Origin of the sequence: Kineococcus sp. NPDC059986 (assembly GCF_040702905.1) — a bacterium.
GTDB lineage: Bacteria > Actinomycetota > Actinomycetes > Actinomycetales > Kineococcaceae > Kineococcus.
The window spans coordinates 1-18,088 of the sequence record NZ_JBFBND010000060.1 but is presented as its reverse complement, the minus strand read 5'-3'; the positions used below and the strand labels follow the sequence as shown (position 1 = coordinate 18,088).

General features: G+C 73.1%; 21 protein-coding genes and 1 tRNA gene. 5 read left to right on the top strand and 17 right to left on the bottom strand.

What is annotated here, in order from left to right:
• The 10 genes from AB0637_RS24300 to AB0637_RS24255 form a co-directional block, all read right to left on the bottom strand.
• Nucleotides 1–702 (bottom strand): MCP four helix bundle domain-containing protein (locus AB0637_RS24300; protein WP_366175329.1); only part of this gene is annotated, 702 nt, incomplete at its 3' end.
• 177 nt (nt 703–879) lie between these two features.
• Complete coding sequence (locus AB0637_RS24295; protein ID WP_366175327.1) at nt 880–1,782, bottom strand: alpha/beta hydrolase fold domain-containing protein; 903 nt, start codon at nt 1,780–1,782, stop codon at nt 880–882.
• The gene (locus AB0637_RS24290; RefSeq protein ID WP_366175325.1) at nt 1,779–2,117 is read right to left on the bottom strand and encodes a transcriptional regulator; all 339 of its coding nucleotides are present in this window, start codon (nt 2,115–2,117) and stop codon (nt 1,779–1,781) included. Before AB0637_RS24290 ends, AB0637_RS24295 begins: the two co-directional genes overlap by 4 nt.
• The gene (locus AB0637_RS24285; protein ID WP_366175324.1) at nt 2,114–2,542 is read right to left on the bottom strand and encodes a hypothetical protein; all 429 of its coding nucleotides are present in this window, start codon (nt 2,540–2,542) and stop codon (nt 2,114–2,116) included. The genes AB0637_RS24290 and AB0637_RS24285 overlap by 4 nt, the downstream gene beginning before the upstream one ends.
• A gap of 62 nt (nt 2,543–2,604) precedes the next feature.
• Nucleotides 2,605–4,071: a lipid II flippase MurJ gene (locus AB0637_RS24280; RefSeq protein ID WP_366175322.1), complete on the bottom strand. Its 1,467-nt coding sequence runs from the start codon at nt 4,069–4,071 to the stop codon at nt 2,605–2,607.
• Nucleotides 4,071–5,213: a glycosyltransferase family 4 protein gene (locus tag AB0637_RS24275; protein ID WP_366175320.1), complete on the bottom strand. Its 1,143-nt coding sequence runs from the start codon at nt 5,211–5,213 to the stop codon at nt 4,071–4,073. The genes AB0637_RS24280 and AB0637_RS24275 overlap by 1 nt, the downstream gene beginning before the upstream one ends.
• Nucleotides 5,210–6,325, bottom strand: a complete 1,116-nt coding sequence (locus AB0637_RS24270; protein WP_366175318.1) for a glycosyltransferase — start codon at nt 6,323–6,325, stop codon at nt 5,210–5,212. The genes AB0637_RS24275 and AB0637_RS24270 overlap by 4 nt, the downstream gene beginning before the upstream one ends.
• Nucleotides 6,313–7,731 (bottom strand): O-antigen ligase family protein, encoded by a 1,419-nt coding sequence (locus AB0637_RS24265; protein WP_366175317.1) that lies wholly within the window; start codon nt 7,729–7,731, stop codon nt 6,313–6,315. Before AB0637_RS24265 ends, AB0637_RS24270 begins: the two co-directional genes overlap by 13 nt.
• On the bottom strand, nt 7,703–8,815 hold the full coding sequence (locus AB0637_RS24260; RefSeq protein ID WP_366175316.1) for a glycosyltransferase: 1,113 nt from the start codon (nt 8,813–8,815) through the stop codon (nt 7,703–7,705). The genes AB0637_RS24265 and AB0637_RS24260 overlap by 29 nt, the downstream gene beginning before the upstream one ends.
• Before the next feature lie 164 nt (nt 8,816–8,979).
• On the bottom strand, nt 8,980–9,702 hold the full coding sequence (locus AB0637_RS24255; RefSeq protein WP_366175315.1) for an SDR family oxidoreductase: 723 nt from the start codon (nt 9,700–9,702) through the stop codon (nt 8,980–8,982).
• Between the two features lie 178 nt (nt 9,703–9,880).
• Here AB0637_RS24255 and AB0637_RS24250 point away from each other — a divergent pair, with 178 nt between their 5' ends.
• The gene (locus AB0637_RS24250; protein ID WP_366175314.1) at nt 9,881–10,480 is read left to right on the top strand and encodes a TetR/AcrR family transcriptional regulator; all 600 of its coding nucleotides are present in this window, start codon (nt 9,881–9,883) and stop codon (nt 10,478–10,480) included.
• Between the two features lie 11 nt (nt 10,481–10,491).
• Here AB0637_RS24250 and AB0637_RS24245 read toward each other — a convergent pair whose 3' ends face one another.
• The 5 genes from AB0637_RS24245 to AB0637_RS24225 form a co-directional block, all read right to left on the bottom strand.
• The gene (locus tag AB0637_RS24245) at nt 10,492–11,358 is read right to left on the bottom strand and encodes an alpha/beta hydrolase (protein WP_366175313.1); all 867 of its coding nucleotides are present in this window, start codon (nt 11,356–11,358) and stop codon (nt 10,492–10,494) included.
• Nucleotides 11,359–11,391: 33 nt separating this feature from the next.
• Complete coding sequence (locus AB0637_RS24240) at nt 11,392–12,393, bottom strand: NADP-dependent oxidoreductase (RefSeq protein WP_366175311.1); 1,002 nt, start codon at nt 12,391–12,393, stop codon at nt 11,392–11,394.
• 76 nt (nt 12,394–12,469) lie between these two features.
• Nucleotides 12,470–13,156 carry an alpha/beta fold hydrolase gene (locus AB0637_RS24235; RefSeq protein ID WP_366175309.1) on the bottom strand — a complete coding sequence of 229 codons (687 nt, stop codon included), beginning with the start codon at nt 13,154–13,156 and terminating at the stop codon, nt 12,470–12,472.
• Between the two features lie 41 nt (nt 13,157–13,197).
• Nucleotides 13,198–13,344, bottom strand: a complete 147-nt coding sequence (locus AB0637_RS24230; RefSeq protein ID WP_366175308.1) for a hypothetical protein — start codon at nt 13,342–13,344, stop codon at nt 13,198–13,200.
• Nucleotides 13,345–13,542: 198 nt separating this feature from the next.
• Nucleotides 13,543–14,568: an NADP-dependent oxidoreductase gene (locus tag AB0637_RS24225; protein WP_366175307.1), complete on the bottom strand. Its 1,026-nt coding sequence runs from the start codon at nt 14,566–14,568 to the stop codon at nt 13,543–13,545.
• 91 nt (nt 14,569–14,659) lie between these two features.
• On the opposite strand from AB0637_RS24225, the gene AB0637_RS24220 reads away from it, so the two are divergent.
• The 3 genes from AB0637_RS24220 (at nt 14,660) to AB0637_RS24210 (ending at nt 15,567) form a co-directional block, all read left to right on the top strand.
• Nucleotides 14,660–15,286: a TetR/AcrR family transcriptional regulator gene (locus AB0637_RS24220; protein WP_366175306.1), complete on the top strand. Its 627-nt coding sequence runs from the start codon at nt 14,660–14,662 to the stop codon at nt 15,284–15,286.
• A 78-nt stretch (nt 15,287–15,364) separates the two neighbouring features.
• Entirely contained in the window at nt 15,365–15,481 is a 117-nt protein-coding gene (locus tag AB0637_RS24215; RefSeq protein WP_366175305.1) for a DLW-39 family protein, read from the top strand.
• A gap of 13 nt (nt 15,482–15,494) precedes the next feature.
• A tRNA-Ala gene (locus tag AB0637_RS24210) sits at nt 15,495–15,567 on the top strand.
• 105 nt (nt 15,568–15,672) lie between these two features.
• Here AB0637_RS24210 and AB0637_RS24205 read toward each other — a convergent pair.
• Both AB0637_RS24205 and AB0637_RS24200 read right to left on the bottom strand, forming a co-directional pair.
• Nucleotides 15,673–16,023: a hypothetical protein gene (locus tag AB0637_RS24205; protein ID WP_366175304.1), complete on the bottom strand. Its 351-nt coding sequence runs from the start codon at nt 16,021–16,023 to the stop codon at nt 15,673–15,675.
• A gap of 352 nt (nt 16,024–16,375) precedes the next feature.
• Nucleotides 16,376–17,311: a TIGR03621 family F420-dependent LLM class oxidoreductase gene (locus AB0637_RS24200; protein WP_366175303.1), complete on the bottom strand. Its 936-nt coding sequence runs from the start codon at nt 17,309–17,311 to the stop codon at nt 16,376–16,378.
• A 216-nt stretch (nt 17,312–17,527) separates the two neighbouring features.
• Here AB0637_RS24200 and AB0637_RS24195 point away from each other — a divergent pair, with 216 nt between their 5' ends.
• Entirely contained in the window at nt 17,528–17,803 is a 276-nt protein-coding gene (locus AB0637_RS24195) for a hypothetical protein (protein ID WP_366175302.1), read from the top strand.
• The last annotated feature ends 285 nt before the right edge of the window (nt 17,804–18,088 follow it).

Sequence of the window (18,088 nt, the reverse complement as noted above, 5' to 3'; positions counted from 1 at the left end):
CTTGGCGGTGTAGGCGACGCGTTGGTCGAGGCGGCCTTGGGCCAGGCCTTCCATGACGACGACGGCGCGGCCGAGGGGGCCGGCGATGGACCGGGTGATGAGGACCGCGACCACGACGGCCAGGACGAGGGCGACGAGCACGCAGGCGATGAGGACGGCGACGGCCTGCTGGTAGGCGGTCTTGCCGTCCGCGGCGAGCTGCACGGCCGCGGCCGCCTCGACCTTGTTGATCTCCGTGAGGGCCTGGCCGACCTTGTCACCCTGCGGGGCCACGGCGGAGGAGCGGAGTGCGACGAACCCCGTGAGGTCGTTGGCCTTCGCCAGCGGAACGAGGCCCTGCGCGGCGCTCCGGTAGGCGGCGATGGCCTCGGTGTACGCCTGCTGCTGGGCGGTGCTGGCGGCGGGGTCGGTGCCGAGGTACGTCGTCCAGGCGGCGTCGAGGGCCTGGTTGTCGGTGTCGAGCTGGGCCAGTGCCGCCGTGGTGCCGGCCGTGTCGGGCGTCAGGGCGGCGTTGGCCACGTCGAGGCGGACGGTGGTGAACGCGTTCTGGACCTTGTCGATGCTGTCGACCGAGGCGATCCCGGAGGTGGAGATGTAGTCCATGGTGTCCTGGGCCTCGCCGAGACGCTGGATGCCGACTCCCGCCACCAGGACGAGCAGGACGCCCACGAGACCGAAGCCCACGGCGAGCTTCACGCTCACCCTCAAGTCGCGCAACCGAGCCAGCACAGGAACCCCTAGGGACGACGGCGGGTACCGGCTCACCCGGTCCCCTTCGCGTCTCCATCGGAGGAAGCGTGCCCCACCTGACGGAAACACCAGCTACCACAATTCCGCCCGGAGAAGCGCGCACGACCCGCCGCCGTCACCCGACCGGACTCACGACGATGAGCGCTCCTGGGACACCCGGCGCCGCAACCAGTCGGCGATCCCCGCCCGCGCGACGGTGGCCATCGACGTCGCGTGGCCGGTGAACCCGTGCGGGGAGGCGGGGAAGACCCGCACCTCGACCGGCCCACCCGCGGCGGTCATCCGGTCGACCAGGGCGAGGTTGTCCTCCAGCAGCACGTCCTCGGCGCCCACGACGACGAGGACGGGGGGCAACCCCACGAGGTCGGCGAACACCGGTGAGACACCGGGAGAGGTGCGGTCCCCGACCCCGTCGAGGTAGGCGCGCAGGAAGAACTCGTCGGCGATGCGGCGGCCCGCGGGGGTCGTCCCGCTGAGGTCGTAGGTGCCGAACTGCAGTGCGGCGCCCCGGAACACCTCCACCCCGGCGTCGCGCAGCCGCAGGAGCGTCCCGAGCGCCAGCGTCGCCCCCGAGGAGAAGCCGCCCACGGTGAGGCGGTCCGTCCCGAACCGGTCGGCGGCCACCTCCGCGAGCCAGCGGGCGGCCGTCTCGACGTCGTCCGGGGCGGCGGGCCAGGGGTGCTCCGGCGCGAGCCGGTGCTCGACGCCCACCACGACGAGGCCCGTCGCCTCCGCGAGCGCGCGGCAGCGCACGTCGTCGTGCGCGGCGGAACCGAGCACGAAACCCCCGCCGTGGACCTCGAGGTGCGCGCCGACGGCCGGTCCGGTCCTCGGCTCGTGCACGCGGACGGTGACCTCCCGACCCAGTGCGTGGGCCACCTCCGTCCTGGCCGCCGGGACTGCCGGGACCGGGGCGGGCATCTGCTCGCGCGCGGACCGCAGTTCCGCGTCGGACGAGGGACCGCGCCGTGGTCCCCGCCGGGCGTAGAAGGCGCGGGACTCCGCAGCGAACGCCTCGAGGGGGTCGATCACGCGTCGTGCTGCGCGCGGGCTTGGCCGACGATGGCCTGCAGGGCGGCGACGTGCCCGTCCAGCGCGACCCGCCCGTCGTCCGTCAGCCGCAGCCGCGTCCTCGTGTACCGCCCGGAGGCGACCTTCGCGACGGCGACGTACCCGCGGTCGGCCAGCACGGTGACGTTCTTCGACAGCGTCGGCTGGGTCAGGCCGCAGTAGTCCTGCACGGCCTGGAAGTCGGCTTCCTCGCAGCCCGAGAGGTAGGCGCACAGGCGCAACCGGACGGTGTTGGAGAACACGTCGTCCAGGCCCGGGTCCGTGCCCGGGGTCCCGCCTCCGGTCGTGGTGGTCACGACCGCGTCCGGCCGCCGGCGACGAGGACGCCGCGCAGCATGGCGTACCAGGCGACCGCCACCGCGACGCCGAGTCCGACGAAGATCGCGGCGAGCGCCGCGGTCGCGGTCCCCCCGACGACGACGAGGACGAGCGCGCACAGCAGGAAGGTCGTGTTCTCGGTGCGTGCCCCGCCGCGGTACCCGTGCAGGCCCCGGCGCCGTCGGGCGGTGCTCGGGATGAGGTGGGCGGCGGCGAGCAGCGCCAGCGCGAGCACGAGCGTGACGACCTTCGCGACCCCGGACCCCTGGGCCAGCAGGGCCACTCCCGCACCGGCGCAGAGGGCCGCCGTGGCGCACAGCGGGCGGGGGAGCGACGGGCGGCTCGCGGCGCGGACGGCGCGCAGGGCTTCGTCGGCCTGGTCTCGGGCGGTGGTCTCGTCCATGGACAAGAGCCTGGCATCCACATGCCCTCATGGCAAGTGGATGCCGGTCCGAACATCGAGCGCTACGACCGCACCGCACCGCGCAGGATGCCGACGCCGACGCGACGCCACGGACCGACGCCCAGCCAGGCGGCCCCCCACACCGCGCCGACGGTGCCGACGACGGCGAGCAGCGCGACCCAACCGTCCAGGTCCCGCGCCAGCCACCAGCCGAGGACCCCCGCCACACCCGCGACGGGCAGACACGCCAGGACCCAGCCCGCCAGCAGACCGGCGACGCCCAGGGGACGGGCGGCGACGACGGTCGTCACGACGGCTCCCGCGGACGCGGCCAGCCCCAACGTCACCGGCCCCAGGGCACGGTGCAGGGCCAGGTTCAGCGCCAGGGTCACGAGGAGCCCGGCGAGCAGGGCGCCGGCCGCGGTGCGGTTCCGGCCCGCGGCGTTGAGCGCCTTGACGAGGACGTAGGCGCACGACTGCGCCCAGAACCCCAGTCCGAAACCCACCAGGACGGCGGCCGACGTCGCCACGGCGGACGCGTCGAACGCGCCCCGCGCGTAGAGGACCTGCACGACCGGCGCGCTGCCCACCGTCAGCACCACCGACGCGGGCACCACGACGAGCAGCAGACCGGGCAGGGTCCCGGCCAGGCGCTCGCGGGCGGCCGCGCGGTCGAGCCCGGCCAGCGCGGCCAGGCCGGCCAGCCCCAGGGGGACGGCGAGCAGGTTCACCCCCGTCGTCGCGATGAAGCGGGCGTAGTCGACGGCCGCCACGACCTGGTCGCCGAGCAGGGACGCGACGACGCGTTCGGCGACGACGGAACCCTGCAGCACGACGGGCAGCAGCAGCAGCGGACGCACCCGCCGCCAGACCTGCCCCAACGCGGCGCGGACGTCCGCCGTCGGCCCGCCGGGCACCAGGTCCGCCACCTGCCCGACCCCCCACGCGTGCAACCCCACGTAGGCCAGCGCGAACCCGCTCGCGAGCACGACGGGCTGCCCGAGCACCCAGGCTGCGCCGAGGGCCGCGACCATCCCGAGGTTCTGGACGGTCGCGCGCACCCCGGCCAGCCGGAACCCGCCGTGAGACATCTCCAGGTAGCTCAGCAGCGAGAACTGCAGGTAGCTCGGGATCCCCAGCGCCATGACGCGCAGGAACTGCGCGCAGGCGGCGGCCGTCGACGGTTCCAGACCGGGGGCGACGAGCCGCACGACCGTTCCCGCACCCGCGACGAGGCCGACGAGCAGCACGGCCGACAGGACCCACAGCGCGCGGCGCAGGGCCCGGAACAACCCGTCGGCGCGGGCGGGATCGGTGCGCAGCAGTTCCTTGTGCAGCGGCAGGAACCCCGCGGACAGGACGTCGGCCGTGAAGAAGTCGACGGGGACGAGGGTCCCCGTCTGCGCGACGCGCGTCGCGGTGGCCGCCACCCCCGTCCCGTAGGCCGCGGCGAGCAGCACCTCGCGCAGCATGCCGAGGAGCTTGCCGACGAGACCTCCGAGGACGAGCCGCCGGACGCCGTCGCGCATCACGCGGCGCCGAGGAGTTCGGCGTACCGGGCGGCGACCCGGGTCAGGGAGTACCGCTCCGGCAGCAGCGACGAACCCCCGACGTGACGGTCCAGGACACGGCGCACCCCCGCCGCGAGCTCGTCCGGGTCCGCCGCGTCGACGCGCGGTACGTCGGCCCCCGCGACCGGTGCCGTGGTCAGCGAGGTCACCGCGGGAGTTCCGCAGGCGAGGGACTCCAGCACGGCCATGGGCAGCCCCTCCCGCCACTGCGAGGTGAGCAGCGAGACGTCCCCGGCAGCGAGCAGTCCGGGAACCCGCGCCCGGTCGACGGCACCCAGGAACCGCACGCGGTCCTGCACCCCGAGGTCGCGGGCGAGGTCGGCCAGGGCCGGACGGTCCGGTCCGTCACCGGCCAGGACGAGCGTCGCGGCCGGGAACCGCGTCAACAGCCGCACGGACCGGTCGACGCGCTTCTGCGGGTGCAACCGCCCGACGACGACGAACAGGTCGCCGGTGACGGCGAGGTCGGCGCGGACCCGTTCCCGCACGACGGGATCGGGCCGGAACACGTCGGTGTCGACCCCGTTCTCCACGAGGTGCACCGGCGGCATCGCGACGGCCGGGCCGAGCGGGAACCGCGTCAGCGACCGCTCGACGCGCGGCCCGACGGCGACGACCTCGTCGAACCCCCGGTAGGTGACGACGTCCTTGGCCAACCCGGAGACGTTGCGGGGCAACGTCACCAGGGAGCGGACGCGTCGTGCGCCGAGTTTGGAGACGATCTCGTCGACGGACGTCCCGTGCGCCTGCAGCACCGTCCGGACGCCGGCCGCGCGGGCGAGGCCCAGCGCTCCGAAACCCCCGGCGCTCACCGAGAGCAGGCCGGCGGTTCCCCGCACGAGGTCGGCGGCGACGGCCGTGCGGGACGCCGACCACCAGGACCGCGAGTAGCGCCCCGGGGTGGTGCCGGCCAGGGCTCGGACCCGCACCCCGTCGTGGTGGAACTCCGCGGGGAGACCGGGGAGGTGCGTCGTGACGGCGACGACGTCGACCCCGCGCGCGGTGAGGGCGCGGCACAGGTCCCACGTCACCGATTCCATCCCGCCCGCGTGGTGCAGCGGCAGCGACCGGGCGAGGACGAGGACGGTCCGGCCGCTCACCGCGTGGACCCGTCGAGGAGACCGTCGAGCAGTTCCTCCAGGCGCGCGGTCTGGACCCGGACGTCGAAGTTCTCCCGGACGTGCCGGACGGCGTTCGTGCCGAGTTCGGTCGCCAGGCGCGGGCGTTCCAGGACGCGACGGATCGCCGCGGCGAGGGCGTCGGGGTCCTGTTCGGGGACGAGCAGTCCCGTCGCGCCGTCGACGACGGCGGAGGGGATCCCCCCGTGCCGGGTCGCGACGACCGGCAGCCCGAGCGCCCCGGCCTCCAGCAGCACCTGTCCCAACCCTTCCTGGTCGCCCGTGGGGCCGGTGGTGCTCGGCAGGCACAGCAGGGAGGACCGCGCGATGCGGTCGAGCGTCGCGGCGTGGTCGAGCACTCCCGTGAACTCCACGTCGAGCCGCAGGTCGGCGGCGAGGGCGGTGAGGTCGGCCCGCAACGGTCCGTCGCCGACGCACGTGAGGCGCACCCCGGGCATCCCCGTGAGGGCCCGGAACAACGTGGCGTGGCCCTTCTTCGGCACGAGTCGTCCGACGTGGACCACGGTGCCGGGAACGGGATCGGCGGTGGGCAGGGTGTCGAGGTCGATGCCGAGGTGGTGCGTCACCGTGCGGTCGGCCGGGAAACCCCGGCCCAGGACCCGCTGCCGGAGGTGGTCCGAGACCGGCAGGAACAGGTCGCCCCGGTGGGCCAGGGCGCGCGACCGCCGCGCGTACGTCGCCCACGAGACGTGCCGGGCGCGCAGCAGTCCGGTCCGCGAGGTGGTCGCGTCCACGCCGTGGAACACGGTGGCGAGCGGGACCTGCGCCCGGCGGGTGGCCGGCAGCGCGCAGGAGGCCTCGAACCCGAAGTGCGCCAGGACCGCGTCGACGCGCAGGGAGCGAAGAGCCGTCGTCAGCGGCCCGGACGCGAGGCCGGCGGTGTGCAGCGCGGCGGCCCGGGGGCCCGAGGCGTCGACGAGCGAGTGCGACGGCAACCCGGCGGCGACGTCGGCGGGGACCTCGTCGCGCGAGACGAGGACGGGTTCCCACCGGGAGAACGCGCGTGCCTGGGAGAGCACGAAGGGTTCGGACGGCAGGCCGAAGGTGTGCCGGACGACGGCTACGCGGGGCACGACTCACCCTCCCGTTCGGCCGCCACGACGGCGGTCCGGTGCGCGGCCTGCCGGCTCGTGACGAGGCCGAGCAGCATGGCCAGCAGGATCATCGACTTGGCCTCGCCGTAGACGGCGGTGTTGTCGCCCATCCCGTGGATGAGGACCCACCACCAGGCGCCGAGGGCGAACGCCGTCGTGCGGGCGAGGTGGGTTCCGACGTTCTTCACGACGACGGCCGTGAGCACGACGAGGATCGTCAGGGCGAGGAACAGCAGACCCGCCACGCCGGGCAACCCGCTCGAGGCCCAGGCGGCGATGAAGAGGTTGTGCGGGGGCAGGGTCTCGATGCCGAGCGCGGCGAACTGCTCGATCGTCTGCGCCCACCCGCCGAACCCGAGGCCGAGGACGAGGTGCTCCTTGAACATCCTCATCGCGAACTCCCACATGGGGGCGCGGCTCGCCAGGCTCTCCGTCGAGGCGTCGGCGTAGCCGGGGACGTACTTCTCCAGCAGTCGCGGCACGAGCCAGACACCGAGCCCGATGGCGGCCCCGGCCTGGGGCAGGAACCACTTCGCGTTCGGGCGACCGAGGACCTGGACCCCGCGCACGGCGAGCGGAAGGACGAGGGCGAGCGCCGCCGCGGTCTTGGACCCCGTCATGAACGTGGCCGACCAGCAGACGAGCGCACCGGCCGCGTACAACCGCTTGCGGCGGCGGTGTTCCGCCCCGCGCAGTCCGACACCGAGGGCGAGGAAGCAGAACGTCGCGACACCGAGGAACATCGAGGAGACGTTCGCGTTGATGAAGAACCCGCCCGACTTCAGCGGGTCGGTGACGTTGTTGGCGCCGCCGTCGAAGAACGCCGTCATGGCGTCCGGACCCACGATGAGCGGGGCCAGCGGGGAGTGCAGGAACACCGACTCCAGCGCGGGGGAGAGGCGGAACACCCACACGAGGACGGCGTTGACGACGGCCCAGCACAGGACGACGGTGAACGGCCCGGTGAGGGCGCCCGCTCGGACCCGTTCCACCCGCGCCGCGTAGAGCACGAGGAACGCGAACGAGATCAACCGCGCGACCTCGAGGATCCCCACCATCGGTTTCGGGGACCAGCTGATGGCGATCCCCTGGGTCAGGCCGAACACGAGGATCGCCCGGAACACCGGGTCGCGGACGGGCAGCTCCTTGCGTTCCAGCAGCCAGCAGATCGCGATGAGGATCACCCAGCACTGGCTCAACGGCAGGTTCAGCGTCGCCAGCGGGCCGACGTAGACCTGCGGGACGGCGAGGAACGCCGCGACGGTGAGGCGCGTGCGGTCGGTGGCCGTCACGCAGAACAGCAGCCCGGTGAAGGCGCCGGCCAGACCGAGCAGCGCCAGGACGATCATCGTCGGCTCACGGGCGCAGCACCCCGGTGTGCTCACCGACCCAGTCGCGGATCCGGGCGGTGAAGCGGTCGACGTCGAACGCGAGGGCCCGCGTCCGGCAGTCGGCGGCGGCGCAGGCCTCCGCGCGCGGCAGGGCGTCCGCGAACGCCGCCACGGTGAGGTCGTCGACGAGGGCCCCGGAGACGCCGTCGAGGACGGTCTCGCCCGATCCGCCGCGGCGAGGGGCCAGCACGGGGGTGCCCGACGCCATGGCCTCGACGGGGACGATGCCGAAGTCCTCGACGGTGGGGAAGACGAGGACGGCGGCACGCCGCAGGAGTTCGCGGACGGTGCCTCGCGACGGGCGGTCGAGGACGACGACGGGGACCGATGCGGTCGCGGCGCGTTCCCGCAGGACGGGCAGCAGCGGACCCGTGCCGGCCACGACGACGGGACGGCCCGCGCGTTCGGCGACGTCCACGGCGAGCAGGTGGTTCTTGTACGGGACGAACCGGCCCAGGGCGAGGAGGAACCCGTCGGGCAGGTCGAGGGTGTCGGGTTCCGCCCCGGCGAACCGGGCGACGTCGACGGGGGGGTGCACGACGACGGCCTCGCGGCCCCAGAACCGGCCGATGCGGCGGGCCACCTCGGTGCTGTTCGCCGCGAACGCGGTGACCCCGCGGGCCGCGCGGTGGTCGGCGGCCGCGAGCAGGCGACGGACCGGGGTGAGCAGGGGGGACGTACCGCGGCCGTCGAGCTCGGGGCTCCAGACGTACCGGGCGGGGGTGTGGACGTAGGCGAGGTGCACCCCGCCCGGCGCGACGAGGCGGTTGGACGTCGCGAAGGCGTGGTGGGAGGTGACGACGAGGTCGTAGCTGCCCTGGACGTCGCGGGCGTGCCGGGCCCACGCGGCGGGCATGAGGGGCAGCGCGAGGGCGCGGTGGTCGCGCAGGCCGTCGAGCGCCGTGGTGCGGAGCGGGCGGCCGCCGAGCTCGAGCGCGACGTCCGGCGCCGCGCTGAGGGCGTGCAGGTCGGCGTCGGGCCACAGCCCGGCGAGCACCTCGAAGACCTGCTCCGCGCCCGCGCGGGCCGCGATCCACTCGTGCACCAGGGCGGTGCGCAGGCCGGGGTCCGTGGTCATGACACCCCTCGGTCGGCACCGCGGCGCTCGACCTGAGCGCGATCAGGGTCACGTCGGACCATCTGCACGCGGTCGACGGCCACCGGGCGGCGGACCGGTGACGGGGCCGGCCGACGTGGACTGTCGTCACGTCTGCCGGCCCCGGGGGTCCGGGCGGCGGGAGGTCAGGCGTTCTGCGCGAGCTGGGGGTAGAGCGCCTCGAGCGGGCCGCTGAGGGCGGCCTTCACCTGACGGGAGGTCTCGTCGGCCAGGATCTCGTAGGCCCCGGCCTCGGTCCCGTCCAGCACGGTGCGCACGAAGTCCTCGGGCGCGGTCTTGGGGTCGGTGGAGTGCGCCGCCATGGCCGTGTCGACGTAGCCGACGTGCACGCCGACGACGTGGACGCCGGCGGGTGCCAGTTCCAGGCGCAGGGAGTTCGTCGCCGACCACAGAGCCGCCTTGGTCGCGCTGTAGACGCCCCCGAGCGCGTACCAGCTCATCGCCGAGACGACGTCGATGACCGTGCTGCCGCCGCTCGTCCCGGCGTTGCCGGAGAGCACGGGAGCGAAGGCGCGCGCGAGGAACAACGGCCCGAGGAAGTTCACCTCGACGTTGGCGCGGATCTCCTCGTCGGTCTGGGTGAGGATGCCGAAGGAGCTGGGGGAGGCTCCCGCGTTGTTGACGAGGACGGTGACGTCCGGAGCGGCGTCGACGGCGGCGCGGATCGAGGCGGGGTCGGTGACGTCCAGGCGCAGCGGGACGACGCGGTCGTCGTCCCACGTCCGCGGGGTGCGGGCGGTGGCGTAGACCTTCGCGGCGCCCCGCGCGAGGAACTCGTGGACGAAGTGGGTGCCGATCCCTCCGTTCGCGCCGGTGACCAGGACGACTGCTCCCTCGAGGTTGGGCATGTTCTGCTTCCTTGTCCGTCGGTGGTTCTGGATGGTGTGGTGCGGATGAGCGCGGGGTCCCGCGGGTGGGGCGCCGGAGTCCAGCGGAGGAGGATGGCTGGAAGGAGTGCCGGCCGTCGCTCATACTGACTCTGATCAGAACAGAGTCCAGTCAGTTTCCATTCCTGGAGGGGAACCCATGTCTCCTGCGTCCCCGTCCGGTCGGCGCGAGCGGAACAAGGCGGCCAAGCTCGAGCGGATCCTCGCCGCCGCCGGTGAGTTGTTCGCCGAGCACGGTGTCGACGACGTCACCACCCAGCAGATCGCGCAGCGCGCCGACATCGGCGCCGGCACCCTGTTCCTCTACGCCAGGACCAAGGGTGAGTTGTTGTTGATGGTCCAGAACGCCAACTACGCCCAGGCGCTGGAACGGGGTCGTTCCGCGGCCGAGCGCGAGGGGGACCGGCTGGAGGCCGTGCTGGCCGTGCTGCGTCCCGTCGTGGAGTGCAACCGAGCACAACTGGACAACGGCCGCACCTACCTGCGGGAGATGGTCTTCGGGGACGCGAGCGAACCGCACCACGAGCAGGCCCTGTCCATCGTCGCCCAGACCGAGGCCGCCGTCGCGGACGTCCTGACCCGGGACGGGGAGGTCGATCAGGACGCGGCGCGGGTCCTGGCGCACGTGGTGTCCGCGGTGCTGTTCGTGGCGATGGCGGCCGACGCGGGGCCGACGTGGTCACCGGAGGAGGTCGTGGACCACCTCCGCGGGCAGCTGGTCCACGTGCTGCCCCGCTGAACGGACCGGTGTCAGCGGTTCAGGAACTCCACGAGGACGGGGGCGAACTCCTCGTGGAACTGGAAGATCGCGCCGTGGCCCGAGCCGGGGTACACGACGAGTTCGGAGCCGGCGATGCGCCGGTGCAGGTCGTGGGACAGGACCGAGGGCACCATCCGGTCGCCGTCGCCGTTGGCGATGAGCGTCGGCTGGGTGATCCGGGACAGGTCGGCCGCCGGGGACCGTCCGTACCGGACGATGGCGCCGAGCTGGGTCTGGAACCCGCGGTTGCTCATCTTCCGGTCCCGGTCGCGGGTGCGTTCGCCCAGTCGGGCGGTGAACTGCCGCGCGGCACGCTTCCCGGCGGCGTCGCGCTGGAAGAAGAGGAACTCCTTGGGGTCGGAGCGGGTGAGGGTGGCCCGCAGCACGTCCCAGTACGTCGTGCGCACGACCTTGTCCACGTCCTCGCCGCCACGGGGTCCGGTCCCGGTCAGCACGAGTCTGCGGACGAGTTCGGGGTGGGCCAGGACGAGGTCCTGGGCGATCATCGCGCCCATGGAGAAGGCGAAGACGTCGATGCGCTCCAGGCCGAGGGCTGAGAGGAACGCGAAGGCGTCGTCGGCGGCCTCCTCGAGGGTGGCGGGCACCTTCCCGGTGGAAGCACCGACACCGGTGTTGTCGAAGGTGATGACGTGGCGCGTGGCGGCCACGGCGTCGACGATGCGCGGGTCCCAGTTGTCGAGCGTGGCGGCGAGGTGGGTGAAGAAGACGACGGGGACGTCGCCGGTGGGACCGAGTTCGCGGTAGGCGAAGACGGTCGGTCCCGCGGTGACCGTCTTCGTCGGCGCCAGGGCGTACGAGGTCACGGGAACGCCGGGGGAGTTCTCGGCGGGGTTCACGGGGGTTCCTCCAGGAACTGGTGGGTGAGGTGTTCAGGGGGTCGGGAAGGTCAGCACGGTCTTGCCGCGGGTCCCGCCCCGCTGCAGGGACTCCAGGGCCTGCGGGGCCTGGTCGAAGGGGAACGTGCGACCCACCACGGGGCGCAGGACACCGTCGTCCACGAGTCGGGTGATCGTGCGCAACTGCTCGCCGCTGGCGTGCATGAAGAGGAACTCGTAGGACACCCCGAGCTTCGCGGCCTGGCGCCGGACCTTCGCGCTCAGTCCGGCGATCGCGAGGCGCAGCAGGGGGTTCAGACCCGCCTCGCGTGCGAAGGCGGGGTCGGGTGGTCCGGTGAGGCCGATGACCTTGCCGCCGGGGCGCAGGACGCGCAGGGACTTCGTCAGGGTGTCGCCGCCCACGCCGTCCAGGACCAGGTCGTACCCGCTGAGCAGGGCCTGGAAGTCCTGCGTGCGGTGGTCGACGACCGTGTCGGCGCCGAGGTCGCGGACGAAGTCGGCGTTGGAGCCGCTGGCCGTCGTGGCGACGACGGCCCCGAGGTGCTTGGCGAGCTGGAGGGCGATCGTCCCCACCCCGCCGGACCCGGCGTGGACGAGCACCTTCTGGCCGGACTGCAGCCCGCCCCTCTCGACGAGGGCCTGCCAGGCCGTCAACGCCACGAGCGGGAGGGAGGCGGCCTCGGTCGCGGTGAACGAGCGGGGCCGGAGGGCCACGTCGTCCTGCGGGATGGAGATGCGTTCGGCGAAGGTGCCGATGCGGTCCTTGCGCGGGCGGGAGTACACCTCGTCGCCGACGCTGAACCCCCGCACCGCCGCCCCGACCTGCAGGACGGTCCCGGCCACGTCGTGGCCCAGCACCTGGGGCAGGTCGTAGGGGACGATCTGCTTGAACTCCCCGGAGCGGATCTTCTCGTCGAGGACGTTGAGACCGGCGGCCTCGACCCGCACGAGGACGTCGTCGTCACCGACGACCGGTTCGGGGACGTCGGCGGCGCGCAGGGGGCCCTGGTACCGGTCGATCGCGTACGCCTTCATGTCTCATCCTGACGTCGTCGGTTGCGGGGGACGGGTGGCCACGGGTGGAGCGCCACGGCGGTCGGGCCCGTGGGGGTCAGCGGCGGAGGAACTCCCGCGCTCGGTCGGCGACGGCGAGGTGGTGCTGGAAGACGACACCGTGTCCTGAGTCGGGGAAGACGGTGACGTCGGCCTGGGGCAGGAGGCGGTGCAGCGCGACGGCGTTGGCCGGTGGGACCAGCCGGTCGCCGTCGCCGTGCACGATCCACACCGGGCCCTCGAACGGGGAGCGGCCCGGTGGGGGACGGCGCCTCCAGCGGGCGACCGCGGCGGTCTGCGCCCGCAGGACGGCGGGGCCGGCGGCCGGATCGCGGTCGACCCGGGGCGCCCTCTGGCGCGCCAGGAACTCCCGCGCAGCGACGCGCCCGCCGGGTGTGGAGGTGAAGAACAGGGGGACGCGGGGATCCGTGCGGCGCAGGAGCGCCGTGGCCGTGCCCCGGACCATGGCCCGGCGGAGCCGGTGCAGCCCAGGGCCGCCCTGCGGACCGGAGCTCGTGAGGACGGCGCGCTCGACGAGTTCGGGAGCGTTCGCCAGGACCGCCTGCGCGACCATCCCTCCCATCGAGATGCCCAGCAGGTCGATCCGCTCCAGGCCCAGGGCGGCGACGGCGGCGACCACGTCGGTGCCCATGGCCTCGACGGTGGGCGCCACGCGACCTCCGGACCCGCCGACCCCGCGGTACCCGAGCGCCACGACGGGCCGGTCCTGGGCCAGGGCGTCCACGAGGGGCGCGTCGACGCTGTCCAGCGAGCCGCCCAGGTGCGTCAGGACGACGAGGGGAACCGCGGCCGGCCCCCCGCGGCCGGCCCCCCGCGGTCGGCGCCGACGGTGCGGTGGGCGAAGAGCGTCCCGGCGGCGTGGACGACGGTGGTGCGGGTGTCCGCGTACGTCCCTGTGCTCGAGCCGTCCACGGTCCCCTCCTCGTCCGCCAAGCCTTCAACGACCACGCTCAACTATGAGTGCACTCACTTTTGCTGTCAAGCGTTCCCTCGGCGCACCACGACAGGCGCGCGCGGGGCGAGGTGCGGTCGATGCGCTGGGGGCTGGTGTCGGTCACGTGAACTCCCGGGTGCGTCCGGCCCGCGGGTTTCCGTCGGTGTCCAGGCGGGTCAGAGGGCCACGACCATCTTCCCGACGTTCTCGCCGCGCATGAGGGCGAAGTACGCCTCCAGGGTGTTCTCGAAACCGTCGACGACGGTCTCGTGCGACCGCAGGGCACCCGTGGCCAGCCACTGCCCGGCTCGGCCGTAGAACTCCGGGGCGAGGTCCATCTCCTCCGTGATCATGAACGTCAGCAGGTCCGAGCGCGTCACGGACAGGTTCCAGAGGTTGCGGGGGCCGACGACCGGTTCGTCGTTGTACTGCGAGACCATGCCGCTCAGCACGATGCGGGCGTGCAGCCGGAGGGCGCCGACGGCGGCCTCGAGGTGGTCCCCGCCGACGTTGTCGAAGAACACGTCGATGCCGTCGGGGGCTGCGGTGTCGAGCAGTTCGGCGACCGGGCCGGTCTTGTAGTTGAACGCCGCGTCGTAGCCGAACGTCTCCGTGAGCGCCTGGACCTTGTGGTCGCTGCCCGCGCTGCCGATGACGCGGCCGGCGCCCATGAGTTTCGCCATCTGCCCGACCGAGGTGCCCACCGCGCCCGCGGCGCCGGAGACGAACACCGTGTCACCTGGCTGGATCCTGGCGAAGCGCTGCAGTCCGACGTAGGCCGTCAGTCCCGGGATCCCCAGGACGCCGAGGTACATCGGCAGCGGAGCGGTGGTGGCGTCGACCGCGTTGACGGTCGCCGCGTCGACGACGGCGTGCTCGCGCCAGCCCAGGCCGTGGAACACGTGGTCGCCCACGCTGAAACCCTCGGCGCGGGAGGCGAGCACGCGGCCGACCGCGGGGCCGTCCATGGGGGCGCCGACGTCGTAGGGCTCGATGTACGACTTCTTCGCACTCATCCGACCCCGCATGTACGGGTCGACCGAGAGGAACTCGTTCTCGACCAAGAGCTGGCCCGGGGCGAGCTCGGGGAGGTCGACCGCGCGGACGGAGAAACCCTCTGCGGTCGGCTGGCCCTCCGGGCGGTTGTCCAGGTGCCACGCACGGGTCGTGGTCGGCAGCGTCGCGGTGTCGTGCTGGTCCATCGTCGTCTCCTCGAAAAGGTAAACCGATCGGTCTCAGGTGAAGGTACACCGATCGGTTTCGCTCTGACCAGTCCAGCCGTAGACTCAACGGGTGAACACGTCGTCGACAGCTGAGACCGGTACCGACGGCGGCACCGTCACCCGACTTCTCGACGCTGCGGCCCGGTTGTTCTACGAACAGGGCGTCGGCGTGGGGATCGCCGCGCTGTGCGAGGCCGCGGGGGTGTCCAAGCGGTCCATGTACCAGTACTTCGACAGCAAGGACGAGGTGCTCGCGGCCGCCCTGGCACGCAGCGCGCCGGGCCACCTCGCCCGCTTGCTGCCCGGTCCGTACGACACGACAACGCCGCGGGCCCGCATCCTCGGCGTCTTCGAACGCATCGAGCAGACCGCCGCCGACCCCGGGTACCGCGGCTGCCCGTTCGTCTCGATCGCCAGTGAGGTCAAGGTCGCCGACCACCCGGCCCGCGCCGTGGCCCGCGAGTTCCACGACCAGCTGACGGCGTTCTTCCGCGGAGCACTCGTCGAGGCGGGGGTTCGTCGTCCCGACCTGCTCGCCCAGCAGTTGACGGCCGTGCACGACGGGTTCTTCAGCGGCTCGAGCGTCCAGGGTCGACCCCTGCGCGGTCTCGCGACGAGCATGGCGGCCACTCTGCTCGACGCCGCGCAGGTGGGGACCTCCCGGCGGTCGGGAACCGCCGCCGCGCCGTCGACCTGAGCGCGATCACGCAGCGTGCTAGCGTTTCCGCGTCGCGACGGGTGTCCGCCGCGGCCCGTCCTGTGAGGAGGCCCGTACGTGAAGAAGTTGCTGTTGGTGGGGCTGCTCGCCGGGGGAGTCTTCGCGTGGCGCCGTCGGGCGTCGCAGAAGGCGGAGCGCGAACTGTGGGCCGAGGCCACCGACACGGTGCGCTGAACGAGCACTACCCGGGGGCATGGCGCAATTGGTAGCGCACCTGCTTTGCAAGCAGGGGGTTAGGGGTTCGAGTCCCCTTGCCTCCACCGGTCCCTCCGCGAGGCCGGTCACGTCGATGGCGTGACCGGCCTTCGCGCGTTCCGGCCTCACGTCAAGGCGTGTCGTCGCCGTTGTGCCGCCCTGGAGCGGGATCACCGTGCGGTCGAGTCAGGACCTCTCGCCGACCGGGGCAGCGGCGAGAGAGCCGTCGACCCCGACGGCGACCCGTGCGGTCCAGATGACGGGTCCGCAACCGTTGCCGTTGACGTCGACGCGTTCCGGGGGGTGACCTTCGTCGCGGAGTCCACGAGGACGGTGCCGTCGGCGGCCACGACCTTCAGGCGGGCGGTGACCGGACCTGCGCCCAGCTGGTCGTTCTCCACACCGAGCCAGGTGCTCTCGTGGTCGTCGATCACCTGGTCCTGGCACACGGTGCCGGCGCAGGAGGTGCTCTGCCACGGCAGCGGGGCGGAGACGGGCAGCGCCGAGCCGTCGAAGCTCACCCCGCTGCTCCCGCCGATCGTCGTGCAGTCGCGTGGCGTGGAACTGCACGCCTGCAGGGCCGTCACCAGGCTGCAGACGAGGAGGAGCCGCCCACGAGGTCGCACGAGTCTCGGACGTGACAGCTCCAGCAGCCGTTCCGACCGTGCCGATCCTTCCTTGGACAGCAACCGGCCGGGGCAACGCGTCCACCTCACCCGGGTCCCAGCTGCCGTCTCAGACGGTGGTGGGGTGCACCTGGTCGATCTGCAGTACGCGGCCAACGCACGCAGCCCCGCTGCCGTCTGCCGCGCGGACCAGGTCGACGTCTCGTCCTCGTCGACGGTGATCGTCTGCACCATGTCTCCTGCGCGACTAAATCTTCGTCGCGAGGCGGGCGATGACCTCACGGGCGGTGTCGAAAGCACCTGCGCGCACGACCCAACGGCTGATGCCCCAGCGCTGACGCGCGGTGTGCACCTGCTCGACGATCTCCTCCAGCGTGCCGATCCACAGGTAGGGAGCGCGCAGGAGGTCCTCCACGTCGGACCCGGTCTCCTGCGCCAGTTCCCCCGCCGCGCTGCGGCGGTCGTCGGTGACGGTCACCACCTGCACCAGCGCCTCGAGCGGCGGCAGGTCCCGGCCGGCCGCTTCGGCCCCGGAGCGCACCGCGGCGACGGTGGTCTCGATGCGAGCAGGTGACCAGTCCACGGTGTGGGAGTGACCGTCGGGCAGGGTGCGTCCCAGCCCGGACAGGCCCACCGCGTCGGCGTGGGCGCCGCCCCAGGCCAGCAGTTCGGGATGGTTTCCACCGATCGGCACCGGAACCCGAGGCTGCACCGGACGGGGGGCGGTGAGGGCGACGTCGCGGGCAGCGCCGACGTCGGCGGCGGGCACGCTTCGCCCTTCCAACAGGGTGCGCACCGCAGAGGCCACCTCGATCAGGTGTCGCACGCGCCCGGCGGCGTCGGGGCGGGTGCGTCCGGTCATCTCCCACTCCGCGGGGGTGTGACCTGCTCCGAGGCCGACCTCGGCGCGCCCACCGGAGACGACGTCGAGCGTGGCGGTGTCGGCGGCGATGAGCAGGGCGTCGCGGATTCCGGCGTTCAGGACGTAGGTGCCCAGTCGCAGGGTCGTGGTGGCGGTGGCTGCTGCGGCCAGGGCGATGAAGGGGGAGGGGCCGCTGCCGGGGTGGTCAGAGACCAGCAGGGCGCGGTAGCCGGCGTCTTCGCAGCGGTGGGCGAGGTCGACCCAGGACCGGGCGTCCTGCGGTGAGGCTTGCAAGGACACCTGGATGGGGAGCTCGCTCACACCCCCACCGTGGTGCCTGGACCACTCGAGTGCCCAGCCCTGCAGCGTGTGCTGAGGGCGAACGCTGACAGAGCGGCCATCGTCGTGTCCGGACGTCGGAGGCCTGCAGTGATCGCGCACCGAGCGCGGGATGACCGTGAAGTGCGGTCCTGCTCAGGGGCCGGGCGGCCAAGCCCGACCGAGGACCGCCACGGCGTCCTGGTCGAGGATGAGGCCGTGCTCGACGAGCCGGGCGGCGAGGCGGGCGGGTGCGTGGTGGTGGCCCGCCTCGGCGGTGCGGCGCAGGTAGCCGCTCCAGTAGGTGCGGTTCCAGGCCAGTGGGTCTACGTCGTAGCGGGTGAGCTCGGTACGCCACTGCTCACGCCGGCGTGCGGCGAGTTCGTCATGTTCGTGGGGGCCGCCGCTGATGACGGCGGCTTCGTCGAGGGGGGCGCGACGCAGGTCGTGCAGGAGCAGCCACGCCTGGTGCAGCGGCTCGGTCCGCTGGAGTAGTCCACGGCCCGGCTTGGGTCGGCGGCCCAGTCGGTAGCGGCGGTGCGGCTGAGGTGTCCGGCGGCGACGTCGTCCCAGGTGCGGTGCAGGTCGGATCGGAGGGGATCCGAGGTGGGCTCTGGCACGCGTCCCAGTGTGGTGCAGCGCGGGGCGTTTGCTCTTGAGCGCGGACCCGTCAAGCGCCCGGACGGCGGGATGACCGTAAAGTCGCTGACGGTCGCGACCTCAACGGACGAGACTGATCCTGTGGCTCAGGACCCCGCAACGGACACCCCTGGCGACGAC